General features: G+C 39.4%; 26 protein-coding genes and 2 riboswitches. Of the genes, 19 read left to right on the top strand and 7 right to left on the bottom strand.

Annotation, left to right across the window (positions count from 1 at the left end):
* The first annotated feature begins 383 nt into the window (after positions 1–383).
* From CSV60_RS07950 to CSV60_RS07925, 6 genes are all read left to right on the top strand, one after another.
* On the top strand, positions 384–995 hold the full coding sequence (locus CSV60_RS07950) for a hypothetical protein (RefSeq protein ID WP_099636585.1): 612 nt from the start codon (positions 384–386) through the stop codon (positions 993–995).
* 125 nt (positions 996–1120) lie between these two features.
* Complete coding sequence (locus CSV60_RS07945) at positions 1121–1342, top strand: hypothetical protein (RefSeq protein WP_143565329.1); 222 nt, start codon at positions 1121–1123, stop codon at positions 1340–1342.
* A 516-nt stretch (positions 1343–1858) separates the two neighbouring features.
* Positions 1859–2062, top strand: a complete 204-nt coding sequence (locus CSV60_RS07940) for a hypothetical protein (protein ID WP_099636583.1) — start codon at positions 1859–1861, stop codon at positions 2060–2062.
* Positions 2055–2357 carry a MerR family transcriptional regulator gene (locus tag CSV60_RS07935; protein WP_099636582.1) on the top strand — a complete coding sequence of 101 codons (303 nt, stop codon included), beginning with the start codon at positions 2055–2057 and terminating at the stop codon, positions 2355–2357. The genes CSV60_RS07940 and CSV60_RS07935 overlap by 8 nt, the downstream gene beginning before the upstream one ends.
* Positions 2358–3542: 1185 nt before the next feature.
* Positions 3543–3986: a hypothetical protein gene (locus CSV60_RS16040; RefSeq protein ID WP_233189572.1), complete on the top strand. Its 444-nt coding sequence runs from the start codon at positions 3543–3545 to the stop codon at positions 3984–3986.
* On the top strand, positions 3983–5548 hold the full coding sequence (locus tag CSV60_RS07925) for a sodium/solute symporter (RefSeq protein ID WP_099636581.1): 1566 nt from the start codon (positions 3983–3985) through the stop codon (positions 5546–5548). The genes CSV60_RS16040 and CSV60_RS07925 overlap by 4 nt, the downstream gene beginning before the upstream one ends.
* A gap of 503 nt (positions 5549–6051) precedes the next feature.
* Here CSV60_RS07925 and CSV60_RS07920 read toward each other — a convergent pair.
* Both CSV60_RS07920 and CSV60_RS07915 read right to left on the bottom strand, forming a co-directional pair.
* Entirely contained in the window at positions 6052–6687 is a 636-nt protein-coding gene (locus CSV60_RS07920) for a 2OG-Fe(II) oxygenase (protein ID WP_099636580.1), read from the bottom strand.
* Positions 6688–6901: 214 nt separating this feature from the next.
* The gene (locus tag CSV60_RS07915; RefSeq protein ID WP_099636579.1) at positions 6902–8938 is read right to left on the bottom strand and encodes a molybdopterin oxidoreductase family protein; all 2037 of its coding nucleotides are present in this window, start codon (positions 8936–8938) and stop codon (positions 6902–6904) included.
* 332 nt (positions 8939–9270) lie between these two features.
* Positions 9271–9361: riboswitch (SAM riboswitch) on the top strand.
* Between the two features lie 119 nt (positions 9362–9480).
* Here CSV60_RS07915 and CSV60_RS07910 point away from each other — a divergent pair.
* The 4 genes from CSV60_RS07910 (at position 9481) to CSV60_RS07895 (ending at position 13641) form a co-directional block, all read left to right on the top strand.
* Complete coding sequence (locus CSV60_RS07910; protein WP_099636578.1) at positions 9481–10731, top strand: MFS transporter; 1251 nt, start codon at positions 9481–9483, stop codon at positions 10729–10731.
* A gap of 128 nt (positions 10732–10859) precedes the next feature.
* Positions 10860–11393 (top strand): peptide-methionine (S)-S-oxide reductase MsrA, encoded by a 534-nt coding sequence (gene msrA, locus CSV60_RS07905; protein WP_369823604.1) that lies wholly within the window; start codon positions 10860–10862, stop codon positions 11391–11393.
* A gap of 276 nt (positions 11394–11669) precedes the next feature.
* Entirely contained in the window at positions 11670–12386 is a 717-nt protein-coding gene (locus tag CSV60_RS07900; protein WP_099636577.1) for a toast rack family protein, read from the top strand.
* A 352-nt stretch (positions 12387–12738) separates the two neighbouring features.
* Positions 12739–13641 carry a DMT family transporter gene (locus tag CSV60_RS07895; protein WP_099636576.1) on the top strand — a complete coding sequence of 301 codons (903 nt, stop codon included), beginning with the start codon at positions 12739–12741 and terminating at the stop codon, positions 13639–13641.
* A 59-nt stretch (positions 13642–13700) separates the two neighbouring features.
* On the opposite strand, the gene CSV60_RS07890 is transcribed toward CSV60_RS07895, so the two are convergent.
* Complete coding sequence (locus CSV60_RS07890) at positions 13701–13997, bottom strand: hypothetical protein (protein WP_099636575.1); 297 nt, start codon at positions 13995–13997, stop codon at positions 13701–13703.
* Between the two features lie 404 nt (positions 13998–14401).
* Between CSV60_RS07890 and CSV60_RS07885 the strand changes: the two genes are divergently transcribed.
* The 3 genes from CSV60_RS07885 to CSV60_RS07875 all read left to right on the top strand — a co-directional run bounded on the left by CSV60_RS07885 (position 14402) and on the right by CSV60_RS07875 (position 16901).
* The gene (locus CSV60_RS07885; RefSeq protein WP_099631831.1) at positions 14402–14815 is read left to right on the top strand and encodes a carboxymuconolactone decarboxylase family protein; all 414 of its coding nucleotides are present in this window, start codon (positions 14402–14404) and stop codon (positions 14813–14815) included.
* Between the two features lie 265 nt (positions 14816–15080).
* On the top strand, positions 15081–15728 hold the full coding sequence (gene bluB / locus CSV60_RS07880) for a 5,6-dimethylbenzimidazole synthase (RefSeq protein ID WP_099636574.1): 648 nt from the start codon (positions 15081–15083) through the stop codon (positions 15726–15728).
* A 210-nt stretch (positions 15729–15938) separates the two neighbouring features.
* Positions 15939–16901 carry a tRNA dihydrouridine synthase gene (locus CSV60_RS07875; protein WP_099636573.1) on the top strand — a complete coding sequence of 321 codons (963 nt, stop codon included), beginning with the start codon at positions 15939–15941 and terminating at the stop codon, positions 16899–16901.
* A 127-nt stretch (positions 16902–17028) separates the two neighbouring features.
* On the opposite strand, the gene CSV60_RS07870 is transcribed toward CSV60_RS07875, so the two are convergent.
* Positions 17029–18195, bottom strand: coding sequence for a pyridoxal phosphate-dependent aminotransferase (locus CSV60_RS07870; protein WP_099636572.1), 1167 nt, complete (start codon positions 18193–18195; stop codon positions 17029–17031).
* A gap of 229 nt (positions 18196–18424) precedes the next feature.
* A riboswitch (SAM riboswitch) is annotated at positions 18425–18536 on the top strand.
* Between the two features lie 115 nt (positions 18537–18651).
* Between CSV60_RS07870 and CSV60_RS07865 the strand changes: the two genes are divergently transcribed.
* Genes CSV60_RS07865 through CSV60_RS07855 form a run of 3 tightly spaced genes read left to right on the top strand, consistent with a single transcriptional unit; the run spans position 18652 to position 21171 of the window.
* Positions 18652–19665, top strand: a complete 1014-nt coding sequence (locus CSV60_RS07865; RefSeq protein WP_099636571.1) for a methionine ABC transporter ATP-binding protein — start codon at positions 18652–18654, stop codon at positions 19663–19665.
* Positions 19658–20326 carry a methionine ABC transporter permease gene (locus CSV60_RS07860; RefSeq protein WP_099636570.1) on the top strand — a complete coding sequence of 223 codons (669 nt, stop codon included), beginning with the start codon at positions 19658–19660 and terminating at the stop codon, positions 20324–20326. Before CSV60_RS07865 ends, CSV60_RS07860 begins: the two co-directional genes overlap by 8 nt.
* A 17-nt stretch (positions 20327–20343) precedes the next feature.
* Complete coding sequence (locus tag CSV60_RS07855) at positions 20344–21171, top strand: MetQ/NlpA family ABC transporter substrate-binding protein (RefSeq protein ID WP_099636569.1); 828 nt, start codon at positions 20344–20346, stop codon at positions 21169–21171.
* An 83-nt stretch (positions 21172–21254) separates the two neighbouring features.
* On the opposite strand, the gene sdaAA is transcribed toward CSV60_RS07855, so the two are convergent.
* Positions 21255–22832 carry an L-serine ammonia-lyase, iron-sulfur-dependent, subunit alpha gene (gene sdaAA / locus CSV60_RS07850; protein WP_099636568.1) on the bottom strand — a complete coding sequence of 526 codons (1578 nt, stop codon included), beginning with the start codon at positions 22830–22832 and terminating at the stop codon, positions 21255–21257.
* A 425-nt stretch (positions 22833–23257) separates the two neighbouring features.
* Between sdaAA and CSV60_RS07845 the strand changes: the two genes are divergently transcribed.
* Positions 23258–23743 (top strand): STAS domain-containing protein, encoded by a 486-nt coding sequence (locus tag CSV60_RS07845; protein ID WP_099636567.1) that lies wholly within the window; start codon positions 23258–23260, stop codon positions 23741–23743.
* Positions 23744–23799: 56 nt separating this feature from the next.
* Here CSV60_RS07845 and CSV60_RS07840 read toward each other — a convergent pair whose 3' ends face one another.
* Complete coding sequence (locus CSV60_RS07840; RefSeq protein ID WP_099636566.1) at positions 23800–24237, bottom strand: universal stress protein; 438 nt, start codon at positions 24235–24237, stop codon at positions 23800–23802.
* A 298-nt stretch (positions 24238–24535) separates the two neighbouring features.
* Here CSV60_RS07840 and CSV60_RS07835 point away from each other — a divergent pair, with 298 nt between their 5' ends.
* A complete protein-coding gene (locus tag CSV60_RS07835; RefSeq protein WP_099636565.1) occupies positions 24536–25102 on the top strand; it encodes a DUF4256 domain-containing protein in 567 nt (188 codons plus the stop codon).
* 107 nt (positions 25103–25209) lie between these two features.
* On the top strand, positions 25210–25848 hold the full coding sequence (locus CSV60_RS07830; RefSeq protein ID WP_099636564.1) for a GGDEF domain-containing protein: 639 nt from the start codon (positions 25210–25212) through the stop codon (positions 25846–25848).
* Positions 25849–26005: 157 nt separating this feature from the next.
* Here CSV60_RS07830 and CSV60_RS07825 read toward each other — a convergent pair whose 3' ends face one another.
* The gene (locus CSV60_RS07825) at positions 26006–26662 is read right to left on the bottom strand and encodes a reverse transcriptase-like protein (protein ID WP_099636563.1); all 657 of its coding nucleotides are present in this window, start codon (positions 26660–26662) and stop codon (positions 26006–26008) included.
* Positions 26663–26856: the final 194 nt, after the last annotated feature.

Here is a 26856-nt window from a genome sequence, read left to right as displayed (position 1 = left end):
ACATGAATTGGCATTGTCTTCGGGCAGTGCTTTTTTTATTTATGTATAAATTCCTCTAAGGGGAACAAAGAAGTCTGGAATACAAGTGTAAAATCTAGATATGATTTTAAGTGGTAATATATTTATAACGAACTATATTACTATGAAAACATTTAATAAACTACCACTTACGGCTTAGTGGAATGTAGAAGGTTCATTGAACTTGTTGAAATGAAAGAAGGAATCTTCCTATCCAGATTAAATCTCTAAGTCGGTAAAAATAAGTTTTACTTTATTTTTGGCGGACGCTTTTCTAACAAAGGGCGAATTATTTATCTAATCGACAAATAGTTTTCTATGCCATAATAATAGAATGGACTAGTTGTAAAGGACGTGTGTTTATTTTGATTAAAACATTCTATGTCATATTTCATGATGAAAAAAGATTGAAAGTTTCTGATATTATTAGTTTTGAACAGCCACAGGTTGATGAAATCATACATATTGCATCACAATACACATTAAGACAACTTCGTAGAGAAGAAAAAAAAGGTAAGGACTTGTCATACCTAACTCCAAATCAGATAGCCATGGTTGTTAGCGAGAAGGACCAGATTGTTCACGACAAATCCGCCGATGAATTAAGGCTCCAAGGTATAGTTCAGGCAGCGGAACATTCATTAGTACAAATGTTTGAAAGGCAAGGTTCTGATGAACTACCTTACGTCATAGATTTAATCAATCGGGTTATTGACACGGACACGGTTGTGAAAGCACAATTTAAAGGGCATCCTACCCTGACATATACTATGATGATGGCAAGTGACCCTGAACATTTCAAGATACCAGTGAGTTTCGTATGGGAATCAAGTGGAACGAGGTTCATCAAAATCGTTACTTTAATGTTTAGGAATGCCCCTCCAAAGAAGTTGACATCAAAAATTGTTCAAGACCAGGATATGGAAGACCGGATGCTTGAATTCAAACGGAAATTATTAGACGAAAGTCGGAAATAAAAGAAGGATAAAAATTAAAAAGATTGAATGGATATGGAATAGGGTATAATATTTGATATAAGACTCAAAATTAGACGTATGAGGAGTGAAAGCAAATGATTACCATAGACAAGGAGGTTCTCGATATGAAAAGTGAACCAACTAGGTTATCAAAGAACATCATTTGGCATATCGAGCAGACCGAATATGTTGTTCGCAATGTGCCCTATGTCAAACATAACGCCGATGGTGAACAGTTCATAGATGCCAATGTAGCAATTACCATTACAGCTCTTCGTGATCTTATGGCCGATAATCTTATTCCTAACGATGTAAATTTCGAGGATTTCGCTCATATTGAATTCTAAATGGTTATGTTATTCTTGCGATAAATATAATAATCAATAAAACCTCTAAAGATTCTTTACTAGAGGTTTTTTAGTTTTTTAATATAATGAGTAATTTCCCTGTGATAGTGTAATTTAGACTGAAACTGGAAGTGGTTTCCTTAGCTGGTTTAATGTTATAAGTGGGGATGAACCACTATTAGATATAATGGTATTGTTCGCATTAAGACAAATCACAAAACTGCTTTGGATGTTAAAATGATTTTTTCTCGCGGGAAGTAGCCGAAATTTAGTTGGATTATTTTGTGGTGAAAATTACAGACTATCATATTGTGAGGACGGTTACAGATGGGTGCTTTGGACATATAAAAGTTTGCACCAAAAATTTGCAAATAAGAAACAAGACTGAAATCAAAGCCTTTAAGGTACGATGTAATAACAATATTGCCCACAATATAACAGTGTGAGCTTTTTTGATTCTTTCGATTGAAACCTTTACTATAGAAGGAACATATCAGATCGGAAGAGGTGGCGAACATGGCGAACATAATTCCCTTCAAAACTAGACAGCAATTAGAAACTGAAAAAGCATTAAAAACTATGCGTGAGTGGGAAACCCACTTAGAATGGGAAGAATCGAATTGGCACCATGTAATAGAAGGAGAAACAGAAGAAGAGCAGAGCTTGTCACAGGAGGAAATAGAGTGGCTGAATGAATGGGTGGGCGAAAAAAATGATTAACATAGAAGTTGATCAAGAAAAGCTAAAAGAGCTTTACCTTCAGATAATAGATGAGCATTTACAAGAACTTGAATCAGAAGTATTTTTCATGAATTCAAAGCAACTATCTACATATTTAAACATGTCTTGGAATACGATTGTAACCCACCTTTTATACGATGAAGAATTTCCGAAGATACGCCTAGGGAGCAAGTGGCTGTTCCATAAAAAAGAAGTTGGTAAGTATATGGAGAAGTATTATAATGAAGTCCGTAAAAATGGTGGGAGTATCGTATCTTACAAACGGAAGCGATGAAGACTGGATTGAAAAGATCGGGTTTTCTAAAAAAATTGAAATCAAGAAAACAGACAGCGAAATTTAAAACTTCCAGCCATCTGTTTCTGATGTCACAAGGTCATATTTGATGCCCTGATTGATGCCGAAACTTATAAAAACCAGTATAAGTTGATATAATTAATTTGAATAAAACACTTCAAAACGTTGATATATAGCGATCTATACTATCCGGTATACATGTGTAATAGCCCGGACTCTATGGGCGGCATGATGTAAGATAGCAAAAAACCATTTTTTAATGGGGTTTTGTGTCATACAATATCATTTCACTGTCCGTTTGATAGCAAATAAGTATATTTAATCATGACCGAAGGCTTCTCATTAGTCGACAAAACTTTTGAGAGGCCTTTTTATGAGAAAATGTTTAGGATCATCTGGAATTTCCGCTTAAACAGTTACGCACAGAGATACTGCAAGAACCGGAATAGGGCGTCAAGAAAAAAATGAAAGACGGAAAAGCCGTGATGTCCCTGTTAAAGTAAATCGAATATCGGCTAATGCATAACTGGCTGTAACGCTGGTGTTCTTGAGAATCTCCTCTTTTTAACATAGTGAAAGTGGCAGTAGTTCAGAGGAAATGGATTATGATTAATTAAAAATGACTTGACTGGGATTAAAGTAATCTATATAATCAGAAAATACTGACTATTGTATGTGGATGAACAGTATGGGAGGAACAGGAAATCGGAATGACTAGTACAGAAAAGGGTGGAAGTAAGAAACTGAAAAAATTAATGCGACGGTTAATTTTTCAGGGAAGGTTATCATATACTGGCAACGGAGCTAATAGCACTTTAGATAAAATGGCAAGAAATCCATTTTATCAATGGAGAAAAAGGAGATGCTATGATCTTTGGAATTGAATTCAAAGGGAGGGTTGATTTAGAAGTACCTAAGGTTTTGGGGGAATGGATTACTTTACGCGTCGATAAATCATAAAGTAGTTTGTTTGTAAGCTTTTGGAATGCGGGCATTATTGAGAAAATCACCTAGAGAAATAGATGCAAGGGTCAAACAGTTTTAAACTATTTTAATACAAAGAGTTTTCTTGTTGATAAAAATAACTAACCAGTTAGTATTCATGCTGTTTTGCACCAAACTAAGTTCATTGATAAGTCTTGAAAAATGAAGGGGTGTATACAATTGGAAGAGAAAAAGTATGTCATGACAGACGAGCCATGTGAAACGGTTGATATAAAAAAGTTACCTAAGTTGGATAAGAAAACAAGTTATAGCATTAGAACCGAATTATCAACTGGATTATCACTAGCAATTGTTTACTTTATATTTATTTTTTCTGTTCCAGCAATCAACTGGTTTAAACCAGATTGGGCTTTTGCAAAGATGTTTGGGGGAATGTCTACTAGCTGGTTTTTAACGACAATTGTCGCGATGGCGATGGCATTTATTATTGCTTATCTACACACGAAGCTTTATGAAAGATGGGAAAGAAAAAGTCTAGAAATGAGCCGTATGGAGAAGAAAGAGAACATGGTAAGTGAACAAAAAAGCCAAGTGAAGAAAAAGGGGGAAACGGCAAGTGTACAAGCAAGTTTTGTAGAAAGTAAGGAGGAGACGTTGCTATGATGCAAGCGTTATTAGATCCAAAATATCTCTTTACGATCTTATTATTGGGGACAATTGTCTATATTACGTATTTATCAAAAAGAAATGAAAGTGCCAGTGACTTCTTTGTAGGCGGACGTAATTTCGGATGGTTTACAAATGGTTCAGCGATTGGCGGGGACTATCTAAGTGCTGCAACGTTTTTAGGACTAGCAGGACTTACCTTTGCAATCGGTTATGATGGGGCTTTTTATACCTTTAGCTTTACAATTGGTTTAACGCTTTTGGCACTTTTCATAGCGGGACCTTTACGCCGGTTCGGTGCCTTCACAGTTGCAGACTTTGTTGCCTACCGCTTTCATAGTAAAAGAGCTAGAATTGTGGCTGTAATTGTAGTGCTTGCTATTTCAGGATTTTATGCAGCACCCCAGTTACTCGGCGCTGCTCAGATTTTGAGCATGTTTTTCGGAACTTCCTATGAATTTGGCATCATCTTTACAAGTGTTGTCATGATATTCTACGTTGGAATTGGTGGGATGAAGGGAACAACCATTAATCAAGCGTTGGAGCTTTGGATTCGTTTTATAGCCTTTATCGTCATGGTAGCCGCCGCTATTTATGGAGGTTTCCATTACGAGAGAATTCTATCCGTAATCAGTGAATTTAGTGGTACGGTACTGAACACGGGCGCATATACGACGGATGGAAAAGATGTCGTATTTAACGGAGAAACATGGTCAAAAACTGGTGCATTCAATCCAAACTTTTGGCACTCTGCATCTATGTTAATCGGGCTTTCACTAGGTACACTTGGGCTTCCACATATTTTACTGCGTTTTTACACAAATCCAGATGCTAAGTCTGCCCGAAAGTCGGCAGTATTAGCTATTGGGATTGCTAGTTTATTTTTCGCCTGTGCCATTTACCTTGGCGTTGTCGGAAGAGCCATCTATTTAAGTGGAAATGCCAGTCCTGAAGTCATGCAGAACCTGATTACCGGCGGAGATAATATGGTGATACCATCTATTGCAACTGCTTTAGGCGGTAAATGGCTGCTTGGATTTGTAATTGCCGGTGCGTTTGCCGCGGTTTTTTCAAACCTATCTGGATTATTTATTGCAAGTTCAGGAGCAATTGCTCACGATTTATATGCAAAATTCACAAAAAAGGAATTAACAGAGAAAAATCGAGTATACGCTGCAAAATTAGCGATTGTTTTTCTCGGTGTTTTTTATGGAGTTCTCGGTTTATTCGTCAAAGATGCCTCCATTGGCCATCTTGTCGCGCTCGCCTTTACAGTTGGGGCAAGCACATTTGCACCTATTTTCGTATTAGGTATTTGGTGGCGTGGGATTACTGAAAAGGGAGCAATTGCGGGACTGATTGTTGGTTTTGCAGTTTCTATGTTTATGATTTTCTTTTCATCCATTTTACCTGAGGCTTTACAATTTAGAGTGCCAGGTATCATTACCGTGCCAGTTGGCTTCTTAACAGTATATATTGTTTCCTTACTTGACGGTAAAGTACCAGCGGATGTGAATGCCTTTATGCGGAAAGTTCATTCAAGTGAAGAATCTGTATAAGTCGTAATGGAGATTGAATGTTGGGGGAACAAAAACTAGGACCTACACCAGAGTCGAAAATGTAGCCCCTTATAATAATTTTGTTGTATAAATACTTGTTCAGGTTTAGGAGTAAATTTATATATCCCTTTGCCTTGAAAATTTTAAACGTAGATTTAATAGGATTTTTAACTTCCATTTGTACATGTTTTCAAGGTTATTACATGTGCCGCATGATGTTAGATAGCTGTCCTAATTAAAAAGCGTCAACTCCTAACATTTAGGGGTTGGCGTTTTTTAAGCTTTCATGTGTAAAATACAATAATGATTGTCCCTATTATATAGAAGTGATGAAAATTGCACGTTAGTTTCATTCAATAGATATCTTGAATCAAAAAAAGCGTTCAGCTCATAATAACAGCCGAACGCTTTTACAATAGGAAAAGTTATAAACATAGTCACCATTCAAAGTATTGTGAAAACTTTTCGTGTAGGCACTGACTATTCAAGTTTAACCAAGTTCCTCACCGTACTCTCTGCTTCCTCATCCACTGCGTCGCTACAAATTTCTCTCCGATTTCGATCGGTGCGCCACCGTGCAACGTCAAGTCGTTCAACAACGGATCGTTATAGAAATACTCGAAATAAACGGCCATTCCTTTTTGAGGCGTGACGGACAGTTTCAGATGGGGGAAGAATGTTTCGCCACCTTGTTCGACATCGTTCAAGTACATGACGAGCGTGCTGATTCGATTGTTGGTAACATTGCTAGTCGATGAGAAGAAGTCATGGTGCGCTTTATATTGCTGGCCCGGCAGATAATGAAGAATCTGGAGTCTTTCGCCGTGTTCGATAGGAATGTTCATAACTGCTTCAATCCGTTTTTCAATTCTCATAACAACCGGGTTATCCTGTTCCTCAAGAAACATGCTGCTGCTTGTCCTAATCTCATTTTCCGCATGGACCATGCCGATTTTGGATCGTTTCATCTTGTCTGTCGAGAGTCGGATCAGTTCATCACATTCTTCGTCACTCAACATATTTCCTAAGACGACGACTAATGGTTCTTCGACTTTTGCAATAATTTCGATGTCACGATCCGTTACGATTCTCTTACCTACATGATTAAATATCGTTTGTTCTTTATTTTCCGCTATCAACTTAGAACACCTCTTTACTAGTTTGATTACTTTAAATCAAATACAGTGTAACGTGATGATTGTATAGCCAATATCGGACTTCTCTTGAGTTTCACACTTCCTCTTTGAAATTGAATTCAATATATTTTAGCATGCTAGATTGTCTGACGTAAATTTTGAATATAGTAAAAAGGCTCATAATAATGCCCTAGGAATTGAGATCCGTTTTGTCTAGTCATAAACTCTCGACTTCAACACGCCCCGAGAAAAACGTGGCTCCACCGCCCATGTCGGCAATTCGATCTGGTGTTAAGGCGTTCACAAGGTGTTTTTGGTCTGAAATATTTCCCCAAATCCCTTGACTGACAACAACTCCCGGAAGTACTTGTTCGCCGACAGAGACAATAAATTCACATTCCCCGCGCTCATTCCAAATACGAACGGTCGTTTTGTCCTCGATTCCTCGCTCTTTCGCGTCGTGCAAATTCATAAACAATTTAGGTTCTTTTTCAAGTTTAATATGTTTTTCATTGTTCGAAAAAATGGTATTCATAAAATTATGGTTAATTGCAGGTATATACAGTAACGGATAATCGGAATCTTGAATAATCGGAATATACGTAGGAAGAGCTGGTAATCCTGCCGATTTCATTTGTTCTGAATACAATTCGATTTTTCCGCTTGGTGTTTTTAAATGGTTCAATGGATTGCGTGTATCGCTCGCTTTCATATAGCGTTTATCCTTTAATGCGGCATACGACACTTCGGATAAATGAGGGTTGGACAAATCGCTTAACGCTTGATTGATCATTTCAGCGTCATCATCTAGGAAAGGTTGCTCGTCAAAGCCCATAGCTTGCGCTAATAATCTAAAAACGTCAGGGTTGGATTTACTCTCCCCGTAGGTCTCAATAACTGGTTCTTGCAAATGAATATAGTGATGCCAGAAAGACGTATAGAAGTCGGTGTTTTCAAATGCGGATGTCGCCGGTAGAACAATATCGGCAAACAACGCAGTGTCCGTCAAGAACAAATCATGAACCACTGTAAACAAGTCCTTACGTGCCAAGCCTTCCTGTACTTTATTGGCATCCGGTGCGACAACAGCTGGGTTGCTATTATAGACATACAAAGAGCGAACCGGCTGTTGTTCCTCCAGTAATACTTGTCCCAATAAATTCATATTGAATTTACGCGTTGGCTTTTTCTGAAGTTCCGGACGTTCCAGTGCGGCGATATTATGTGTCAAATAGTCCGAATTTGATTTAACCGCCCCTCCGCCCTTTAATTCCCACTGCCCTGTCAATGCAGGCAAGCAAGTGATAGTCCGGACTATCATGCCGCCATTATCATGATGTTGTAACCCATTGCCGATGCGAATCATGGAAGGGGAGACGGTCCCATACATCCGCGCCAACTCATAGATATCTTCCTCTGGCACACCCGTAATGGTGGAAACCATTTGGGGATCATAGTATTTTACATGTTCGCCGAGCGCTTCATGGCCGATTGTATATTGCTCCAAAAATGCTTGATTAACTAGCTTTTCTTTATAAAGAATATGCATAATTCCGAGTGCAAGCGCTCCGTCAGTTCCCGGAAGAATGGGAATGAACCAGTCAGCCATGCGCCCAGTTTGGTTTTTATGGACGTCAATGACGATAACTTTCGCGCCGCTCTTCTTCGCCTTTTGCGCAATCATAATTTGGTGCATATTCGTACTGACGGCGTTGATGCCCCAAAAAATAAATAATTTCGTATCCTTCATCTCTTCTGGATCTGTTCCATAACGCCCACCCATTGTGTAATTGTAGCCGGCTTCACCAGCGACTGAACAAATGGTTCGATCCAGTTGACTCGAACCCAGACGGTTGAAGAAACGGCGATCCATCCCCTTAGAACTAAGTTTCCCCATATTTGCATAGAAACTGTAGGGAAGAATTGATTCTGGGCCTTCTTCAGAAATTAATTTTTTCCATTGATTTGTAATAGTTGTAATGGCTTCTTGCCAACTGATTGGAACGAATTGCCCATCGCCTTTTTCCCCGATTCGTTTCAAAGGAGTAGTAATCCGATTTTGATCGTAAATCCGTTCAGCCATATGCCGAACTTTGTTGCAAATACTTCCTTTTGTGATTGGATGTTCGGGATCACCTTCAATTTTAATGATTTTACCATCTTCTTTATGAATCAACAGTCCACACTGGTCTGGACAATCCAGAGAACAAACCGAGGGGACGATACCATTTTCTACATCAATATATGATTGCATTATACAAGTCCTTTCTACTAGAATAATTTTGTAATATAATATGGAATCCTGACATCGCTGAAGTTTCTAAATAAAGTAGTTATTTACATTCTGGAAATTGCGTTGATTGTAAAGGAATGCGTCTTCCTAAAGTATGGATCCGCGTTATTCCAATTTTAGTGAAAAATGCTCACTTATGAAGTTGATATAAACAAATGATTTTGCTAATTAGTATATCATACTATGGCAGTATATTTAGAAAGTTTCAATAACTGGTTGACTTAAAATTGATTATTATGTACAGTGAGTTCATTAGGTCTGTTTTTATTATATTCTACTAATTTCATATTATTTTTCTATCGAGAGAAGTTGAGGGACTGGCCCTATGAAACTTCGGCAACATAATTGTGCCAAATCCAGCAAGCGTAGCTTGAGAGATAGAAAGAGGAATGTATATTTATATTGCGCTAGCGATGAATACCAACGACTCTTTCTGTTTTTCACAGAAAGTTTTTTTGTTTTGTAAAGACATTACAAAACTGATATGAATGGAGGGCACTGATGTGTTGGAGAGAATTGGAATCACGAAAAACTTAGGTTGGGGCTTTTTTGGTGTGATGTTGTTTATGATGGGAGATGGAATTGAAGCCGGTTGGTTAAGCCCATTCTTAATTGAAAGCGGATTAACGATTCAGCAATCAGCTGCAATATTCACAGTGTATGGAATCTCGATCGCACTGTCATCTTGGTTCTCAGGTGTCTGTGTTGATGTTTTTGGCCCGAAACGTACAATGGCCATCGGATTAGCCGTCTATATTATCGGTACGGCAGGGTTTATTACATATGGCTTTTCTACGATGAATTACCCGATCATGCTTTTAACTTATTTCATAAAAGGTTTTGGTTATCCGTTATTTGCTTATTCTTTCTTGACATGGGTCATTTATAAGACACCGCAAAATAAATTGAGTTCTGCCGTTGGTTGGTTCTGGTTTGTATTTTGTGCGGGAATGATGGTACTTGGTGCGTGGTATTCAAGTGTGGCGATCCAATATCTCGGTTACATCAATACAATGTGGACATCCATTTTCTGGGTTAGTCTTGGTGCGGTTTTAGCTTTAATTATCAATAAAGACAAGTTTGAAAAGAAGAAACTAGCGAACAAAAAAGAAGCAGTCAAAGAATTATTGAAAGGTATTACCATTTTGAAATCAAACCCGAGAGTTGCTGCGGGCGGGGTTGTCCGCGTTATCAATAGTTTAAGTGTTTATGGATTCCCGGTATTCCTACCCATGCATATGGCACAACACGGTATTGAAACAACTGCTTGGCTGCAATTATGGGGAACATTCTTCTTAGGAAATATTATCTTTAATTTAGTGTTCGGCTTCATTGGAGACAAATTCGGTTGGAAAAACACGATCATTTGGTTTGGTGGAGTTGGATGTGCAATATTCACGCCACTTCTGTTCTATATACCGGTGATTACAAATGGTAGCATTGTTATGACAAGCATTGTCGGATTCGTTTGGGGTGGTTTAGTAGCGGGCTATGTTCCAATTGGTGCACTGGTACCTTCCGTTGCAGGTGAAGATAAAGGCGCGGCAATGTCCGTGTTGAATTTTTCTGCGGGTTTATCAACATTCGTAGCACCAGCGATCGCTTTAACGTTTATCGGGCTCGTTGGAGCGGAAGGGGTCGTGTGGATCTTCAGTGCCCTCTACCTAGTGAGTGCAATTATCGTAAAATTCATTCGTATACCGGAAGAAGAAAGTAGAAAGATGCAGGAAAAAGCTTTACTAGTAACCTCGTGAAATTACCGCTAGGTAGGCGGTGAATGATATAGTATAAGAAGGACTTTTATAACACAAACAGGCTGTGTACGCCTCTACTAGACAAGTGGATTTGGGCACGTGCATTCATAAAAAAGGAGATGTTGTCAATGGTTGAAAAGAATATTGAAAAGGCTGCATTTGCTGGAGGATGTTTCTGGTGCATGGTGAAACCGTTTAAAGAATGGCCAGGTGTCCAAGACATCGTGTCAGGATATATGGGCGGACATCTGGATAATCCAACGTATGAAGACGTGAAAAAAGGTACATCCGGTCATACGGAAGTCGTTGAAATCACATTTGATCCTGCCTTATTCCCATATGAGAAGTTGCTTGAAGTATTCTGGCAACAAATCGATCCGACAGATGCAGAAGGTCAATTTCACGACCGGGGCTCATCTTACACAACCGCTATTTTTTATTACACAGATACGCAACGGGAAGCTGCCGAAAAATCGAAAGCTGACCTAGCTGCAAGTGGTATTTTCACAAAACCTATCGTTACAACCATCCGCCCCGCAGAAACATTCTATCGGGCAGAAGAATACCATCAAGATTATTATATAAAAGAACAAGAACATTACAAGGACAACCGTGCACGTTCAGGACGCAATGAATTTATTGCTGAGCACTGGAGTAAATAACCCTAATGGTAAGAAGGACGAGCGTATTCATAGAACGCTCGTCCTTTTTGTTTGGAATGGTAGTTTAATAAAAGGCCAGGCAATGTTTAACTATAGCTGTCCATAATTGCTTAGTCTGGGGCGTCACGGTGTAAATTTTTTTGTTGTCAAATGAAATAATCATCAATAGATCTCCATATACTGTACCGCTCAGACCTTAGACTGATGCACAGTTCAGTCATCTGATGGACTCAATTTTATCAAGTTTCGCTTATGATAGAGTAAAGGGGTGTGAATATGCGGAAAACACTGTTAATAATTGCGGGAGTAGTACTATTAGGTGTAGTTAGCTTTTGGGTATATGACTGGATGAAAACGGACAGGGTTTCTGGTGCACTATCCATTGAAAAGGACAATGCGAAGTCACTGGATGTTGCTATACGTTTTGGTGCAGGTAAACTTCTAATTGAGGGAGGAGCCACGGGATGGGTGGATGGGGACATTGATACGAGTGTGAAAAAATGGTACCCGTCCGTTACGTATAAGAATAAAAGAGATGTAGGGTATGTGGAGATTCAGCAGAAAATGAAAGGTTTTTCAGCTTTGCGGAAGCAACGAAATGATTGGAATCTTCAACTGACAAATGAAATACCTGTGAATCTTGATGTTGAAATGGGTGTATCCGATTCAGAACTGAGATTGGCAGGAATTCCACTTAATCATTTAGCAATTGATGCTGGCGTTGGTGATACCCTAATCAATCTAGATGGCGAATGGAAGGATGGTTTTGACGCGGATATCAACTTGGGAGTGGGCGATGCAAAAATTTATCTACCTAAAGGGACTGGTGTTAAAATATCCGTTTCAAAGGGTATTGGTAGCGTGGGAACGAAGGGCTTACTATCTAAGGGCAAAGACATCTATGTAAATGAAGCATACGATCATTCGGATACTACCATTCATTTGAAGGTTAATGTTGGTGTAGGAAGTGTAGATTTTTCACTTATTGAGTAACAGGATGTTACAATCACCCATTGAAAAAGAAGCTGAATTCTAAAATGACATACGATTGAATTAGTTATGGATAATGATATCTTTAGACAAACAACGCTAAACCTGATCGCAGACATTACGTGATATAACTAATGAAGGATTGTTCTATAAAGATCGTATAAAGTAAAAAAATGCGTGAGGGCAATGTCATGATGGAAGACAAGGCTACCACGCATTTTTTATGTCTAGAGAATAAGATACGCAATGTAACTACCGAAATGGCTTCGTTTACGAGTATGTATTATAATTCAGTACATAACTATATGTATTATATGGGATCGTCAACGCATGTATTAGACTGGAGAGGATAAAGGTGGAAACACAGCCTAGCGCGAAGCCGTATGTAATCACAATTGCAGGAGCCGTCTGTTGGGGATTGATCGGTTTATTCATAGCGCCACTGTATGCACGAGGATTCACGGCTTGGGATGTGGTAGCGATTCGAGGAATCCTCAGCTTTGTGTTTTTATTTGCCATTATGATGCTGTTTTTTCGTGATCAGTTACGGACACGAATAAAAGATCATGTACTTTTTGCGAGTGCAGGTATTTTCAGTCTTGCGCTATTTAACTACTTTTACTTCGAAGTGTTTTCACGATCCAGCTTGTCTCTTGCCGTGACGTTATTATATACAGGACCGATATTCGTAATGGTTTTATCGCGGATCTTCTTTAAGGAACCGCTGACCACACGCAAACTTTTAGCATTAGCATTAGCCATTGTAGGTTGTGCATTGGTGGTTAGCCTACTGCCCCTCGGATCGGAAAGTATACCTAGTAAGACACTGTTCATGGGGATTCTTTCGGGGTTTTGCTATGCATTGTATAGTGTTTTCACCAAGCCGATAACCAAAAGATATTCGGCATTGACGATTACTACGTATACATTCTTTTATATGGCCTTGTTCATGTCGATGACAAGTGATGTCTGGCGTAAAGTCGATACATTTCAGCATGTTGATGTGTGGATAGCCGCTTTACTTCTAGCGCTAGTTTCCACTGTGACCGCGTATGTGTTGTATACATCAGGTTTGAAGCATTTGGAAGCAGGGAAGGCATCGATTCTTGCGACGATTGAACCCATTGTGGCAGTTGTCGTTGGTGTATTGTTCCTTGGTGATCAATTGCTTCCGTTACAGTTATTCGGCATTGCACTGGTGCTGTATTCGGCCATCCTAATAGTAGGTAGGAAAGTGAAAGGTAAGAAAAATCTGTGAGAGAAACAAATCGCGTTTGACGGCATAAGGGAACGGAATATTTTCTCTCACAAATGCATTTATGATTTGAGTTTTCCTATCTCATCCGCAACCACAAATGCCAAATCATCATTCCCGAATAGCTGAAGCACATCCAGCATCGTTTCATTATCTATATGAAGTTCGTCGAATTCATCATTGCTTTCCACGACTTCCTTTAAGGCGGAATTTGCTTGTTGTTCAGGATATGCTTTCTGATAAAGGACTTGAGGATTCAGCTTATGATTCGCACACCACTGGACAAACAGGCGGATCATTAAGTTTTCGTCATCTTTATATTTTTGAATGACTTGTTCCTCGATACTTTTAAACTCCATAGTGCAGACCTCCCTGGTCGTTTGGTTCTTTTAAGTATAAACGATAGGGAGACTATCTAGTAGTAAATGTGGTTGATATTGATTTGGATAGAAATGCGCTGCCCAATTCAGGCAACGTTTTTTATTTATCAATTTTATGTTACTTGTATGCGTAATTACGAATAAATCATAATAGGACCATACTATCAAATCATACTAGTTCACTTGCTAGTTTAGCAAGCTAGTCTGCAAGTTATTTAATTTGTGTTGCACGACGTATTTACCATTGTAAAGGCAGACGGATAATTTTGTATTCTTACAAAGTTTGCTACACTAGTAGTATCGCCGCTAGTCAATGATACGGAAGAACGTGTACATACAGCTTTGATGAAATAGCGGATACTATAATCGGGGAGGTTTTGGAAATGGCGGAAGATCGGTATCAACGTGGTTTGGAAAAGTTAATGGAACTTACGTTATCGGGTGAAGATAACCCAGCAGGTGAGATGGAAATTGGAGAGAGCTTCAAAGATGTAGCACCGGATTTGACTAAGTATGTAGTGGAATTTGCGTTTGGTGATATATATTCGCGACCTGGATTGGATAATAAACAGAAGGTCCTAACGACGATTACGGCACTTGTGGCACAAGGTAAGCCGCAGATTCAGATGCATATTAAAACAGGTCTTGATGTAGGCTTGACACCAGACGAGATTATCGGTTGTATTATGCACCTCATACCGTACACAGGATTCCCGAGCGTGCTGAATGCTCTATCTGTCGCTCAAACAGTATTTGCGGAACGTGGAGTATCCATTACGAAAACGGACGAGACCTGAGCATATTTAATTCGAATGGTATATCGTAAAGTGGCTTCAACCGGTGACGTGTAAAACGGTTGAAGCCACTTTTCTAATTTTTAAGATGGACTAACTACTTTGCTGATCAACTAAAGACATAATAGCCTGAATAGGAACTGCAGTATATGTAAGTGATACTTAGTCAAATCTGTCATTCATTATATAAATTCATTATAATAAACGAGTGTTGATCAATTACAAATAGTACACTATATTGCGTAAACGACTAGGGGAGAGATATCACATGTTTTCGAAAGAAGAAAAAGATGCAATTTACAAGGTAATTTATACTAGAAGAGATGTGCGAAGTTTTTTACCAACAGCCATTCCTGAAGAGGCGATACATAACATATTAAAAGCCGCTCACCAAGCACCTTCCGTCGGCTTCATGCAACCTTGGAACTTCGTGATCATTTCATCTGATGAAATGAAAGAAAAGTTAGCTTGGGCAGCTGATAAGGAAAGACGTGCGCTAGCTATTCATTATGAAGACGAGGCAGAAAAAGAGACAAAGTTCCTTGGCTTAAAAATACAAGGATTGAAAGAAGCACCCATCACTATTTGCGTAACATGTGATCCGACTCGTGGCGGGTCACATGTCTTAGGACGTAATTCCATTCCTGAAACAGACATGTTATCGACTGCTTGCGCCATACAGAATATGTGGCTAGCAGCATGTGCAGAAGGATTGGCAATGGGCTGGGTGAGTTTTTATAAAAAAAATGATGTCCGCGATATTTTGAACATCCCCCCTCATATTGAACCGATTGCTCTTCTATCTATTGGTTATACGGAGCATTATCCTACTGCGCCTATATTAGAAACAGAGAATTGGGAAAAACGACGAAGTGTAGATGATTTAATTTTTTTAGATCAGTGGAATAAGCGATAATTGTAAAGTGGTTAGGGACTACATTTGACGTGGCCATGACAAATAGGAGTAGTTTAATCATAATTTTTGGTGATAGCTCAAAGAAGTGGAATTCATCGATGCATTTTTTGTATAATAGTAAGACTGGCATCTGTAAGGGATAAGTATATGTAATAAAACCATTTTTGCACATGCAGATGCAAGTTATGAAGAGAGGATTTGAACACAACGATGAGTACTAATTTTTGGCTTGATCTACCACGGCCATTTTTTATATTAGCACCGATGGAGGATGTGACGGATGTGGTTTTTCGTCACGTAGTAAGCGAAGCTGCACGTCCAGATGTATTCTTTACTGAATTCACAAATACGGAAAGTTTTTGTCATCCAGAAGGAATTTTCAGCGTACGCGGACGTTTGGCATTTACAGAAGACGAACAGCCAATCGTTGCACATATTTGGGGAGATAAGCCTGAACATTTCCGCGATATGAGTATTGGGATGGCGGAACTTGGTTTTAAGGGATTGGATATTAATATGGGATGCCCTGTGCCAAATGTAGCAACAAAAGGTAAAGGCAGTGGTCTGATTAACCGTCCGGAAACAGCCGCGGCAATTATTCAGGCAGCAAAAGCTGGCGGATTGCCTGTGAGTGTAAAGACTCGTCTTGGCTACACAGATATAGAAGAGTGGCATACATGGCTCAGACATGTACTGGAGCAAGATATTGCGAACTTGTCGATTCATCTTCGTACCCGTAAGGAAATGAGTAATGGGAATGCACATTGGGAATTGATTCCGGAGATCAAGAAACTTCGTGATGAAATAGCGCCTGATACACTGCTGACGATCAATGGAGATATTCTTGACCGTCAAATGGGTCTGGAGCTTGTGGAAAAATACGGTGTCGATGGAGTTATGATTGGTCGCGGAATTTTTAATAATCCATTTGCATTCGAAAAAGAGAAGAGAGAGCATGATCATAAAGAGTTACTGGATCTACTGCGTCTTCATCTGGATCTATTTGATAAATATTCGACAGAACTAGAACCGCGGCTATTTAAACCGTTACGTCGTTTTTTTAAGATTTACATTAAAGGGTTCCGTGGAGCGGCTGAACTTAGACATGAATTAATGAATACGAATACGACAGATGAAGTGCGTGCATTACTGGATAGTGTGGAACTCGATTAATACATTTTAGATAACCTTTAGCGGACATGATCTGTTTATATAAGCGAAAGCCTCCTTGCCATACCAGGAATACTGGTATGAGTAAGGAGGCTTTTTGTATCAAGAGGCAATGTGGAAGTTTATCTTGTTACTTAAATAAACCAAGCTTTTCAATACGGCGAACCGCTTCTTGCAATCGTTCTTCACTTTCTAACAACCCGACTCGAATATATCCTTCGCCGTATACACCAAATCCGTTCCCTGGCGATACTGCAACATCTGCTTTGTCCAGTAATAAGTTAGCAAAGGTTTCACTTGTAAAGCCTTCTGGGACAGGTAGCCAAGCGAAAAATGAGCCAGTAGGTGCTGTAACGTCCCAACCGATGCGTTCACATTCCGTTAGCAATACCGTCAGACGGCCTTCATAGAGCGCCACTAACTCTTCAACGCATTGTTGCGGACCTGTCAATGCTTCAATTGCCGCACGTTGAACCGCTGGGAAGATGCTAGTGAATAAATGGTCTTGCAATACGTTTAACGCTTCTATTATCTCGGAGTTACCGACTGCAAAACCGACTCGCCAGCCTGCCATATTATACATTTTGGAAAGAGATAGCATTTCAATGCCGACTTCCTTTGCTCCTTCAGTTTGTAAAAAACTAATCGGTTTCTTACCTTCAAAACCAATACCGCCATACGCAAAATCTTGTAAGACCGCAATCTGATGTTCTTTGGCAAATGCCACCGTTTTTTCATAAAACTCGGGTGTGGCTGTAACACCCGTTGGATTACTTGGATAGTTTAAGTACATGAGTTTGGCATCATTTTTCTGATCATCCGTTAAATTATCGTAATCAGGAAGAAATCCATTCTCCTTACGTAGCGGCATCGTATCATATCGAATACCTGCTAAGCTGACGCCGGATAAGTAATCAGGGTAACCCGGGTCTGGCAGCAATAATAAGTCACCTTCATTCATAATAGCAAGAGGTAGCTCCACGACACCTATTTTTGTACCGCCAAGTACCGCTACTTCTGTTTCGGGATCAATCGTGACATTGTATTCACGCTGATAATATTCAGCAACTGCTTGTTTTAAAGCAAGTGTCCCCCGAAATGGAGAGTAACCGTGTGTAGCTGGATCTTCAACGGCTTCTTGCAATGCTTTAATAATATGAGGAGGTGTTGGCTGATCAGGATTTCCACGTCCTAGGTTAATCACATCTCTGCCTTCATCCATAGCCTTTTCTATTTTATTTAATAATAATGTAAAGAAATGCGGAGGGAGTTGTTGTAATCGGTTGGATAATGCCATAGTCTATTCCTTCTTTCTTTGATAGGGTATGTGCGTTAAGTATACATAGATCATACAAGATTTTTCAATAGAAGGATTGTGATTCGATTCTAGAACATTGCGAAAATTAGTCGATAGAGATTAAAGCTGATAGAATAAGTCGGATATTCCGATAAATTGGCGTTATTCTCCTTGACAGTTGTATTAATTCAGATTAGTATATGTTTTATGCATATAATTTAATAGCAATCTCTTATCAAGAGCGACGGAGGGAAATGGCCCGATGATGTCCAGCAACCCCTTGAATAATCCAAGGAAGGTGCCAAATCCTACAGTATGGTTTTCCATCTGAGAGATAAGCTGAGAATATTTCAGTCCCTCTTTCATTTAGAAAAATGAAAGATTTTTTTATTTAGAAAGAAATTTTCTAGCCAACTGTTTATGATTATTTACTTGAATGTAGAAAGAAGTGAGACTATGATCCAAATTCAACATTTGTCTAAGGAATATCAGACAAAAGAAAAAGTGGTAAAAGGTGTAGATGACGTATCACTAGACATCGAGACAGGAGAAATATTTGGCATTGTCGGTTATTCAGGGGCCGGGAAAAGTTCACTTATACGTTGTTTGAATTTGTTGGAAAGGCCAACGAGCGGCACTATTTTAATAGATGGTGTAAACTTAACGAAACTTTCAGGGATTGAGCTTCGACAGGCACGCTTGAAGATCGGAATGATTTTTCAGCACTTTTATTTAATTAGTCAAAAGACTATTTTCGAAAATATCGCATTCGCTTTACAGGCAGCGAAAATGCCTTCAGATAAAATAGAGACACGGGTAATGGAACTTCTCGAAATGGTGGGTCTGTCGGATAAACGCAATGTATATCCTGCCCAGCTAAGTGGGGGACAGAAACAACGCGTCGGTATTGCGAGAGCGCTAGCCAATAATCCATCCGTTTTGCTTTGTGATGAAGCGACATCTGCACTGGACCCTAACACGACTATGTCCATTTTGCGATTGTTGAAAAAGATTAATCAAGAATTGAATATCACGATTGTTTTAATTACGCACGAGATGAATGTGGTAAAAGAGATTTGTGATCGCATGGCGATTATGCAAGACGGAAAAGTGATCGAAGAAGGGCCAGTATATGACATCTTTTCTCATCCAGTTCAACCATTAACGAAGGAGTTTATTAGCAGTGTGGTGTCTTACGACATTCCTGAAGCCGTCATGTCCAATTTGGTCGGTACATTGATAAAAATCACATTTAAAGGTGAAGTAGCGATGGAAGGTGTAATTTCCGATACGATGCAGAGATATAAGGTCAAAGGAAACTTCCTGCATGGTTCGATTGAATATATTCAAGAACGAGCACTTGGGATTTTCTTGATGGAATTACAAGGTGAGCGTGAAGAAGTAGAGCAAGCGATTGCATACATACTGAAACAAAACGCACAAGTGGAGGTGATCCGACAACATGTTTGATCTATCTCACATCATGGAACTCATGCCGGATATTACAAAAGCATTTGGTGAAACATTGTACATGATCGGCATCTCACTTACGATTGCGCTGATTATTGGATTGCCGCTTGGCGTTCTGTTATTTACAACGGATAGAGGATTATTTTTAGAGAACCGTGCAATTAATTCGGTTATTGGGTTTCTCGTCAACATCATTCGCTCTATCCCATTTATCATACTACTTGTGGCTCTAATACCTTTGACGAAACTGATTGTCGGAAGTACGATTGGACCAGCAGCTGCAAGTGTGTCGCTTTCCGTTGCAGCCATTCCTTTCTTTGCAAGGATTGTTGAAACATCCATGCGTGAAATTGATAAAGGAGTTATAGAAGCAGCGATTTCAACGGGTGCTTCGCCCTGGATGATTATTTGGAATGTGTTATTGCCTGAATCAAAGTCGAGTATTATCCAAGGACTTACACTGACGTTAATCAACTTAGTTGCCTATTCAGCAATGGCTGGATTTGTTGGCGGAGGTGGAATTGGGGACCTCGCAATTCGTTTTGGCTATTACCGATATGATGACAGTATTATGCTCGTCACCGTCGCCATTCTAATAATACTAGTGCAGTTGATTCAATTTAGTGGAGATCGTTTTTCAAAAATGATAGATAAAAGATAATAGGGGAGAGATGGATTATGAAGAAACTGGTACTTGCATTCATTCTTACTGCGTTAGTTGCGGCTTTAGCGGCTTGTGGAGAAGAAAAGTCTACTGAAAAGTCGAATGAGGATAAAAATATACACTTTGGTGCAACTGCAGGTCCTTATAGTGACATGCTAAAAAAAGCAATACAACCTGCACTTGAGGAAAAAGGATATACTGTCGAAATCACGGAATTTAGTGATTATATACAACCCAATATTTCGTTGGATAGCGGAGATATAGATGCGAACTTGTTCCAAAATATCACGTACTTGGAAAACTTCGAGAAAGAAAATAAAATGGAACTCTCTGAATTGATTATCGTACCGACCGCGCCATTAGGTATCTATTCAAACAAATATACATCTCTCGATGAAATTGAAGAGGGATCAACTATCACTATTCCAAATGATCCAGTGAATGCTGCAAGAACGTTATATGTATTGGAAGATGTAGGGTTAGTGAAAATGGATGAAGGCATTGACCAATTAACGGCATCTGAAAAAGATATCACAGAGAACCCAAAAAACTTAGTAATTCAGCCGGTTGAAGCAGGGCAATTGCCCCGTTCGGTAGAGGGGGCTGACTTGGCTGCAGTGCCTGGTAACTTTGCAATTGCAGCAAATATGGATTTGTTAGACGCATTAGCTTTAGAAAATATGCCTGATCGGTTCCGTAATGTTGTAGCCGTGAAAACAGAAAACGTAGATAAGCAATTTGCGAAAGACATTATTGAAGTAGTAGAATCTGAGCAGTTTTTAGAAGTGATTGAATCCGAATTTAAAGGTTTCGGTAAACCAGCTTGGATGGAAAAGAACTAGTTGGACGTAAAGTAATACGATAAAAAATATACCAGACTCGAAGACAATGGAAAGTGTCTTCAAGTCTGGTATTTTACTGCTGTTTATTCTGTCTCCACCAATACAATATCATCAATAATAGGTACGTCGCGTTTTAACTCCGTAAGCATTTCTTCATCTACAGAGCTATCGATTTCACAAATCGTAATAGCGGGACCGTCAATTGCAAATCGTTCATTCGCCATACGGGCAATATTGATTCCTTTTCTCGAGAGAATTCCTAAAAGATCTGCAATAACGCCTTTTTGATCGGTGTGGCGGATCAATAGTGCTGGACGTTCGCCTGAGAATTTTAACGGATAATCATCAAGTTCTTGGACTTCGATTTTACCTCCACCAAGTGAACTGGCGAGAACTTTTACTTTGTTAGTTGGTCCTGTCAACTCGATGAGTACGGTATTTGGATGATAGCTCCCCAGCACACGTTTCGTAAATTCATATTCTAATCCTATCTCCATCGCAAGTTCTTTCGCATGCGGAATTCTATCATCTGTCGTATTGTACCCCATGACACCGGCAAGAAGTGCCAAGTCGGTACCGTGTCCTTGATAGGTCGTCGCGAAAGAACCCATCAGTGAAAACTTTGCATGAATGGGTTGCTCGTTCAATAGCTGATGCGCAACGTTTCCAATTCGTACGGCCCCAGCAGTGTGGGAGCTTGATGGGCCAATCATGACAGGACCAATGATTTCATAGGCACTTTGGTATTTAGCAGGCGCACTACTGCTTTTTTCTTTTGACTCTTTTTCTTTCCCGAATACTTGGTCCTTCAGTTTTTGCCCTGTGGGTGTACCAGCTAGGCCACCTATACCCGTTTCGCGCAGTGACTCTGGCATATTTTGTCCGACTTCGTGCATGACATGGATCACTTCGTCAGGTGGGATGATGCTCACCACTCCTGCCATCGCCATATCTGCAGCCGCTTCAGCTGTGATAGCATGTAGTCCATTTCGAATGATACAAGGGATTTCTACAAGACCCGCCACAGGATCACAAACAAGTCCTAATGAGTTTTTCAGCGCAATACCTATTGCATGACCGACTTGTTCGGGTGTGCCGCCGGCAAGTTCCACTAATGTTCCTGCCGCCATTGCAGTAGCGGAGCCGACTTCTGCTTGGCATCCTCCTGCAGCTCCAGAAATGGAAGCGCGATTGGCGATGACTAAGCCTAGCGCGGAAGCCGTGAACATGGATAAGACAATTTGTTCGCGTGTATACTTGCCACTATCTAGCGCATGTACGAGAACGGCAGGCAATATTCCTGCTGACCCCGCAGTAGGGGTTGCGACGATTCGTCCCATATTCGCATTTACCTCTGAGACAGCTAGCGCATTTGCAGCGGTGTGTAGAGTAGAAGGATGAACGAAAGAATTCCCCTTTTCGGCATAGTCATATAGGCGCTGTCCATCACCGCCAGTTAGTCCTGTGCGTGACATCACAGATGTAGTTGTCCCTTTACGAACAGCTTCTTCCATCACCGTAAACTGTTCTGACATTTTCTTGATGATAGTTTCTCTTTGCATGCTTTTTTGTTTAATTTCGGATTGAATCATTAACTCGTAAATTGGCTTATGACTCTGTTCCGCATGCTCGATCAGTTGGTGTAAGCTCGTGAATGCCATATGTGTTTGCTCCTTAAAGAGAACCGTTCGGATAGAAAGATTCAAGAACCATTCTCGTTGTATTTGACAAAAGATATCGTATTTTTGAAAGCGCTTACCTATAATTATTTGTTACTTTACGTGAAATGTCAATCAATCGAAAAGATACAGAAGCACCTGATGCCCAGTTGTGTATATGTTTACTAACTTTGAAGATCCGAGTTGTTGAATGAGCCTGAAGGCACCTTTGTATCCGGTCGATAGGTCACTAAATTGAACTCCTTTAATTGAGGTATTACTAAGTTAGTCTATAGTGTTAGACGTAAAGTTTCAATGATTTACAACGAAATGGATAAGTCCAACACGATCATCTTATGGTATGATTAATCCATGAGAATATAAGTATGTCAATATACAATACTACTTGCTAGGTGGGGGATTCTTACATGAATGGAGAAATAAATTCAGCACAAGAAATTACTGAACTTAGAAAACAAATTATTAAGTATGAGAAAATTATAGAGGATTTATCAGCGCCAATTATTCCTTCTATTGTACCAGAAACCATTTTAGTTCCGCTAACAGGAGTTCTTTCAGTAGGACGCTTTATGCATATCCAAGAAAAGATTGTGCAAAGAATATCTGCTAACAACATACTTACAGTAATCTTTGATTTTACCGATATCAGCAATTTGGCAGTAGAAGAAAATATGGGGTATGAGTTATTGAGTGAAAAAATTAATGAATTGGTCAGTGTGTTGCAATTAATGGGAACAGAAACCATTTTTGTAGGTTTTTCACCGGAGTTTGCTCAAAATTTAATTCTATCCAATGTATCGAACTATAATCATATTCGTGCGTTTACGAATTTCCGTGAAGGTCTTCGATACTTATTGGATCAAAAGGGAATGGAAATTGTTTATAAAAAGTAAACGAATGCTTGTGTAACAGCGGATTTTCAGTCTACTGTTATGCAGGCATTCATGTATTATTTTACACTACCTCGGACGACTAATACGTCACATGATGCAGTCAAAACAATTGCCTCAGAGACAGAACCTAGAAAAAAATGCTCTACGTTCTTCACACCTTGAGCACCGCAGACGATTAAGTCAGCTTCTACTACTTGAGCAAGTTCTTTGGAAATACTTACTTTCGGATCACCATGTTTGACGTATGTTTCCACATCGTCAATACCTTCTTCTTTAGCAAGGGTTATATAGCTATTCAGCAAATCCCCTATGCGTTGCTCTTCTCGTTCTAGAAAGGATATATCATCTTCGTCAATCGAAAAGATATCAATGACGCTGACGATGTGCAATCTCGCATTTTCTTCTTGCTTTACAACTTCTATCGATTTATAAAAAGCCCGTTTTGCTTCACTTGAACCATCTACCGCGACTAGAATATTCATATATTCATTCATCTTACAATCTCCTCCCGAAAATCAGGGTCATCTTTCATTCGTCCGATGTACTAACGATAGTATGGTAATAATCTGCTAATTATTATACCATGTTTGTAAGTAATATCTGTTAATCCATAGAAAAAACCGAGAGATCTGTGAGGTAGTGCTTTTACGTTTTCCAGTCACCGAGCACAGTTTGACAATTCATTTTCGTATGATAGTTAGAAAAAATAGCTGAACTACTTGTATAAATATTTAACATGAACATACTACACCTAGTAACCAGGGCGTTAGAGTGAATAAGGAGGAAGAGAACATGACAAATGTAAATAACAGGCTATCAACTGAAGAACAAGAAAAAGTCCTCGCAACACTTCAATTACGTTTCGTAAATAATATGGTTCGCCACGCGGATATGGATTGGTCTTCAGTACATGCCAAGCTTTTAGAAAACGGGGAAAAGCTATGGTCCCTCAATGAAATGGAAGTTACGGGAGGGGAACCAGACGTAGTGGATTATGATGAAATTACGGATCAATATATCTTTTTTGATTGTTCGGCAGAGAGCCCTGTCGGTCGCCGAAGTGTTTGCTATGATCGAGAAGCTTTAGAATCTAGAAAGAAGAACAAGCCGGAGAACAACGCGGTGGATCTGGCGAATGAGATGGGAATTGAATTATTGACAGAGGAACAATACCGTTGGCTCCAACAGTTTGGGGAGTTTGACAGAAAAACCTCGAGCTGGGTGCGGACACCAGAAGAAATTAGGAAACGTGGTGGAGCTCTATTTTGTGATCGTCGATATGATCAAGTATTTTTGTATCACAATGGAGCAGAGTCGTATTATGCTGCAAGAGGATTCCGAGGCTCACTCAGACTGTGAACTAGAAAGTACTATAGTCTGGGCAGTTTCGATTAACCATTCTCTTTTCTAGTGTATTTCATCTGTGGTAAGATAAAGAAAATAGTAGTTTGATATGGGGATATAGTATGGGGTATATAGGTAGAGTAGTGGCAGTATGTATTGTTATACTGTTCAATATCTTACGTTATGGCTATTACAATATCTATTTAGGTTATTTGTTTGAAAAGAGTTTCTTTATTTTGACAGGGATTTTTTTGTTGGTTGCCTGGATAGGTGGTAGACAATACGACGTAGCTAAGTTTTACGCAGAGAAAGATCCGCTAACCAACGCATACAATCGGCGAACAATAGATACAGTATTTAAGAAGCAGATTTCTCAATATAGAAATCGAGGGAAGAAAATTGGTGTAGTATTGATTGATCTTGATAATTTCAAGAATATAAATGATACCTTCGGTCATCAAACAGGTGATGAATTATTACGTCACGTTGCCGAACTAATCATGAGTAATGCGAAAAAAGAAGACTATGTCGTGCGATGGGGTGGCGATGAGTTTGTGCATGTAATTCTCGATCTAAAAGAGGATACTCTTTCAGACTATGTTCGGTGTTTAAGAAGTAAATTATCCAATTTGGATATAGAATCGGTCAACATCGTTAGTGCTTCAATCGGAATCGCAGTTTATCCGGATGATGGAGAGACTTTTGAGGTACTGATTCAGAAGGCAGATACATCCATGTATGAGATGAAAAAGCATAATTAGTTTCTAATCCTTGTTCAGTCTGCATACCAGACTGAACAAGGATTTTTGAAATGAAAAAATGTTGGTGATGTATTAAATGTGATATGCACTTCGGTAAGAGTTTAACGAATGATGCTACTCGGATATATAGGATAGCTAGTAGTTATGCTTAAACTTCTCATGTTCTCTCAATGGTCGCTGTAATTTCCACACCCGTCAAAGCCTGTGTAGCTAGACGGTCCGCTTCGCTGTTCTTCTTGCGTGAAATTAGTTCATACCGCGGTTGGAATCCTAAAGAGTCCATCTTTTCTTCAACTTTATTCGCCCAACTGTATAGTTCTTCTTCAATTACAGGCCATTCTTCGCTTAAATGATTGATTACTACCCGTGAGTCACCCATAATCTCAATGGGTAAGTGGTGCGCTCCAAGCGTTTCAAGTTCTTGCAAGCAGAGATGAAGTGCTGCATATTCTGCTTCGTTGTTTGAGGACAAGTGTGTAGCAATGGCGTTTTTTCGTAGCCTATAAGATTTACCATTTTGGTTATAAGAGAGGACGCAACCGAGACCGGCCAACTTTGTATCCCAATCGAAACCGCCATCGAAGTATACAGTTATATTATGTGGCTCTGTTTCGATGCCTTTCAAATAGCCTTTTAATTCCTTAATAGTCCAGGAACTATCAAATTGATCTGTAAACATGATTTGCTTTGTGCGACCTGTTTTCTCTAAGTCCTCAGCAATCAGCAGGGCTTGGTCTGCAGGTAATTCTCCGGACTTGAAAACGGTTGGTGTTCCTTTTTTTGATTTATAATGCCATTCAATTAATACATTCAAAGTGATCCCTCCTATATATTCAGTTTATCCGATAAAGACATATAAAAACCTATTAATAAGTAAATCATATCGACATAACGGAGATAGTGAATATGACCTTAATCCATGCCTTTACGAAGGTACGAAAACGTATGCTTATAAGGTCTATGAATAATTTCAGGGGCTTACGGCGAAGTCGGTCGTGAATGAAGGAA

The sequence above is a fragment of the Sporosarcina sp. P7 genome, from assembly GCF_002743425.1.
Taxonomy (GTDB): domain Bacteria; phylum Bacillota; class Bacilli; order Bacillales_A; family Planococcaceae; genus Sporosarcina.
Note: the sequence above shows the minus strand (reverse complement) of the source record. Positions and strands in the feature narration are given on the sequence as shown.

What these genes read in the sequence shown, in the direction of transcription:
- CSV60_RS07945 (WP_143565329.1), top strand. Translation starts at nt 1,121, where the DNA reads ATGAAAAGTGAACCAACTAGGTTATCAAAGAACATCATTTGGCATATC.
- CSV60_RS07940 (WP_099636583.1), top strand. Translation starts at nt 1,859, where the DNA reads ATGGCGAACATAATTCCCTTCAAAACTAGACAGCAATTAGAAACTGAA.
- CSV60_RS07935 (WP_099636582.1), top strand. Translation starts at nt 2,055, where the DNA reads ATGATTAACATAGAAGTTGATCAAGAAAAGCTAAAAGAGCTTTACCTT.
- CSV60_RS07925 (WP_099636581.1), top strand. Translation starts at nt 3,983, where the DNA reads ATGATGCAAGCGTTATTAGATCCAAAATATCTCTTTACGATCTTATTA.
- CSV60_RS07915 (WP_099636579.1), bottom strand. Translation starts at nt 8,938, where the DNA reads ATGCAATCATATATTGATGTAGAAAATGGTATCGTCCCCTCGGTTTGT.
- msrA (WP_369823604.1), top strand. Translation starts at nt 10,860, where the DNA reads ATGGTTGAAAAGAATATTGAAAAGGCTGCATTTGCTGGAGGATGTTTC.
- CSV60_RS07900 (WP_099636577.1), top strand. Translation starts at nt 11,670, where the DNA reads ATGCGGAAAACACTGTTAATAATTGCGGGAGTAGTACTATTAGGTGTA.
- CSV60_RS07890 (WP_099636575.1), bottom strand. Translation starts at nt 13,997, where the DNA reads ATGGAGTTTAAAAGTATCGAGGAACAAGTCATTCAAAAATATAAAGAT.
- CSV60_RS07885 (WP_099631831.1), top strand. Translation starts at nt 14,402, where the DNA reads ATGGCGGAAGATCGGTATCAACGTGGTTTGGAAAAGTTAATGGAACTT.
- bluB (WP_099636574.1), top strand. Translation starts at nt 15,081, where the DNA reads ATGTTTTCGAAAGAAGAAAAAGATGCAATTTACAAGGTAATTTATACT.
- CSV60_RS07875 (WP_099636573.1), top strand. Translation starts at nt 15,939, where the DNA reads ATGAGTACTAATTTTTGGCTTGATCTACCACGGCCATTTTTTATATTA.
- CSV60_RS07870 (WP_099636572.1), bottom strand. Translation starts at nt 18,195, where the DNA reads ATGGCATTATCCAACCGATTACAACAACTCCCTCCGCATTTCTTTACA.
- CSV60_RS07865 (WP_099636571.1), top strand. Translation starts at nt 18,652, where the DNA reads ATGATCCAAATTCAACATTTGTCTAAGGAATATCAGACAAAAGAAAAA.
- CSV60_RS07860 (WP_099636570.1), top strand. Translation starts at nt 19,658, where the DNA reads ATGTTTGATCTATCTCACATCATGGAACTCATGCCGGATATTACAAAA.
- CSV60_RS07855 (WP_099636569.1), top strand. Translation starts at nt 20,344, where the DNA reads ATGAAGAAACTGGTACTTGCATTCATTCTTACTGCGTTAGTTGCGGCT.
- sdaAA (WP_099636568.1), bottom strand. Translation starts at nt 22,832, where the DNA reads ATGGCATTCACGAGCTTACACCAACTGATCGAGCATGCGGAACAGAGT.
- CSV60_RS07845 (WP_099636567.1), top strand. Translation starts at nt 23,258, where the DNA reads ATGAATGGAGAAATAAATTCAGCACAAGAAATTACTGAACTTAGAAAA.
- CSV60_RS07840 (WP_099636566.1), bottom strand. Translation starts at nt 24,237, where the DNA reads ATGAATGAATATATGAATATTCTAGTCGCGGTAGATGGTTCAAGTGAA.
- CSV60_RS07835 (WP_099636565.1), top strand. Translation starts at nt 24,536, where the DNA reads ATGACAAATGTAAATAACAGGCTATCAACTGAAGAACAAGAAAAAGTC.
- CSV60_RS07830 (WP_099636564.1), top strand. Translation starts at nt 25,210, where the DNA reads ATGGGGTATATAGGTAGAGTAGTGGCAGTATGTATTGTTATACTGTTC.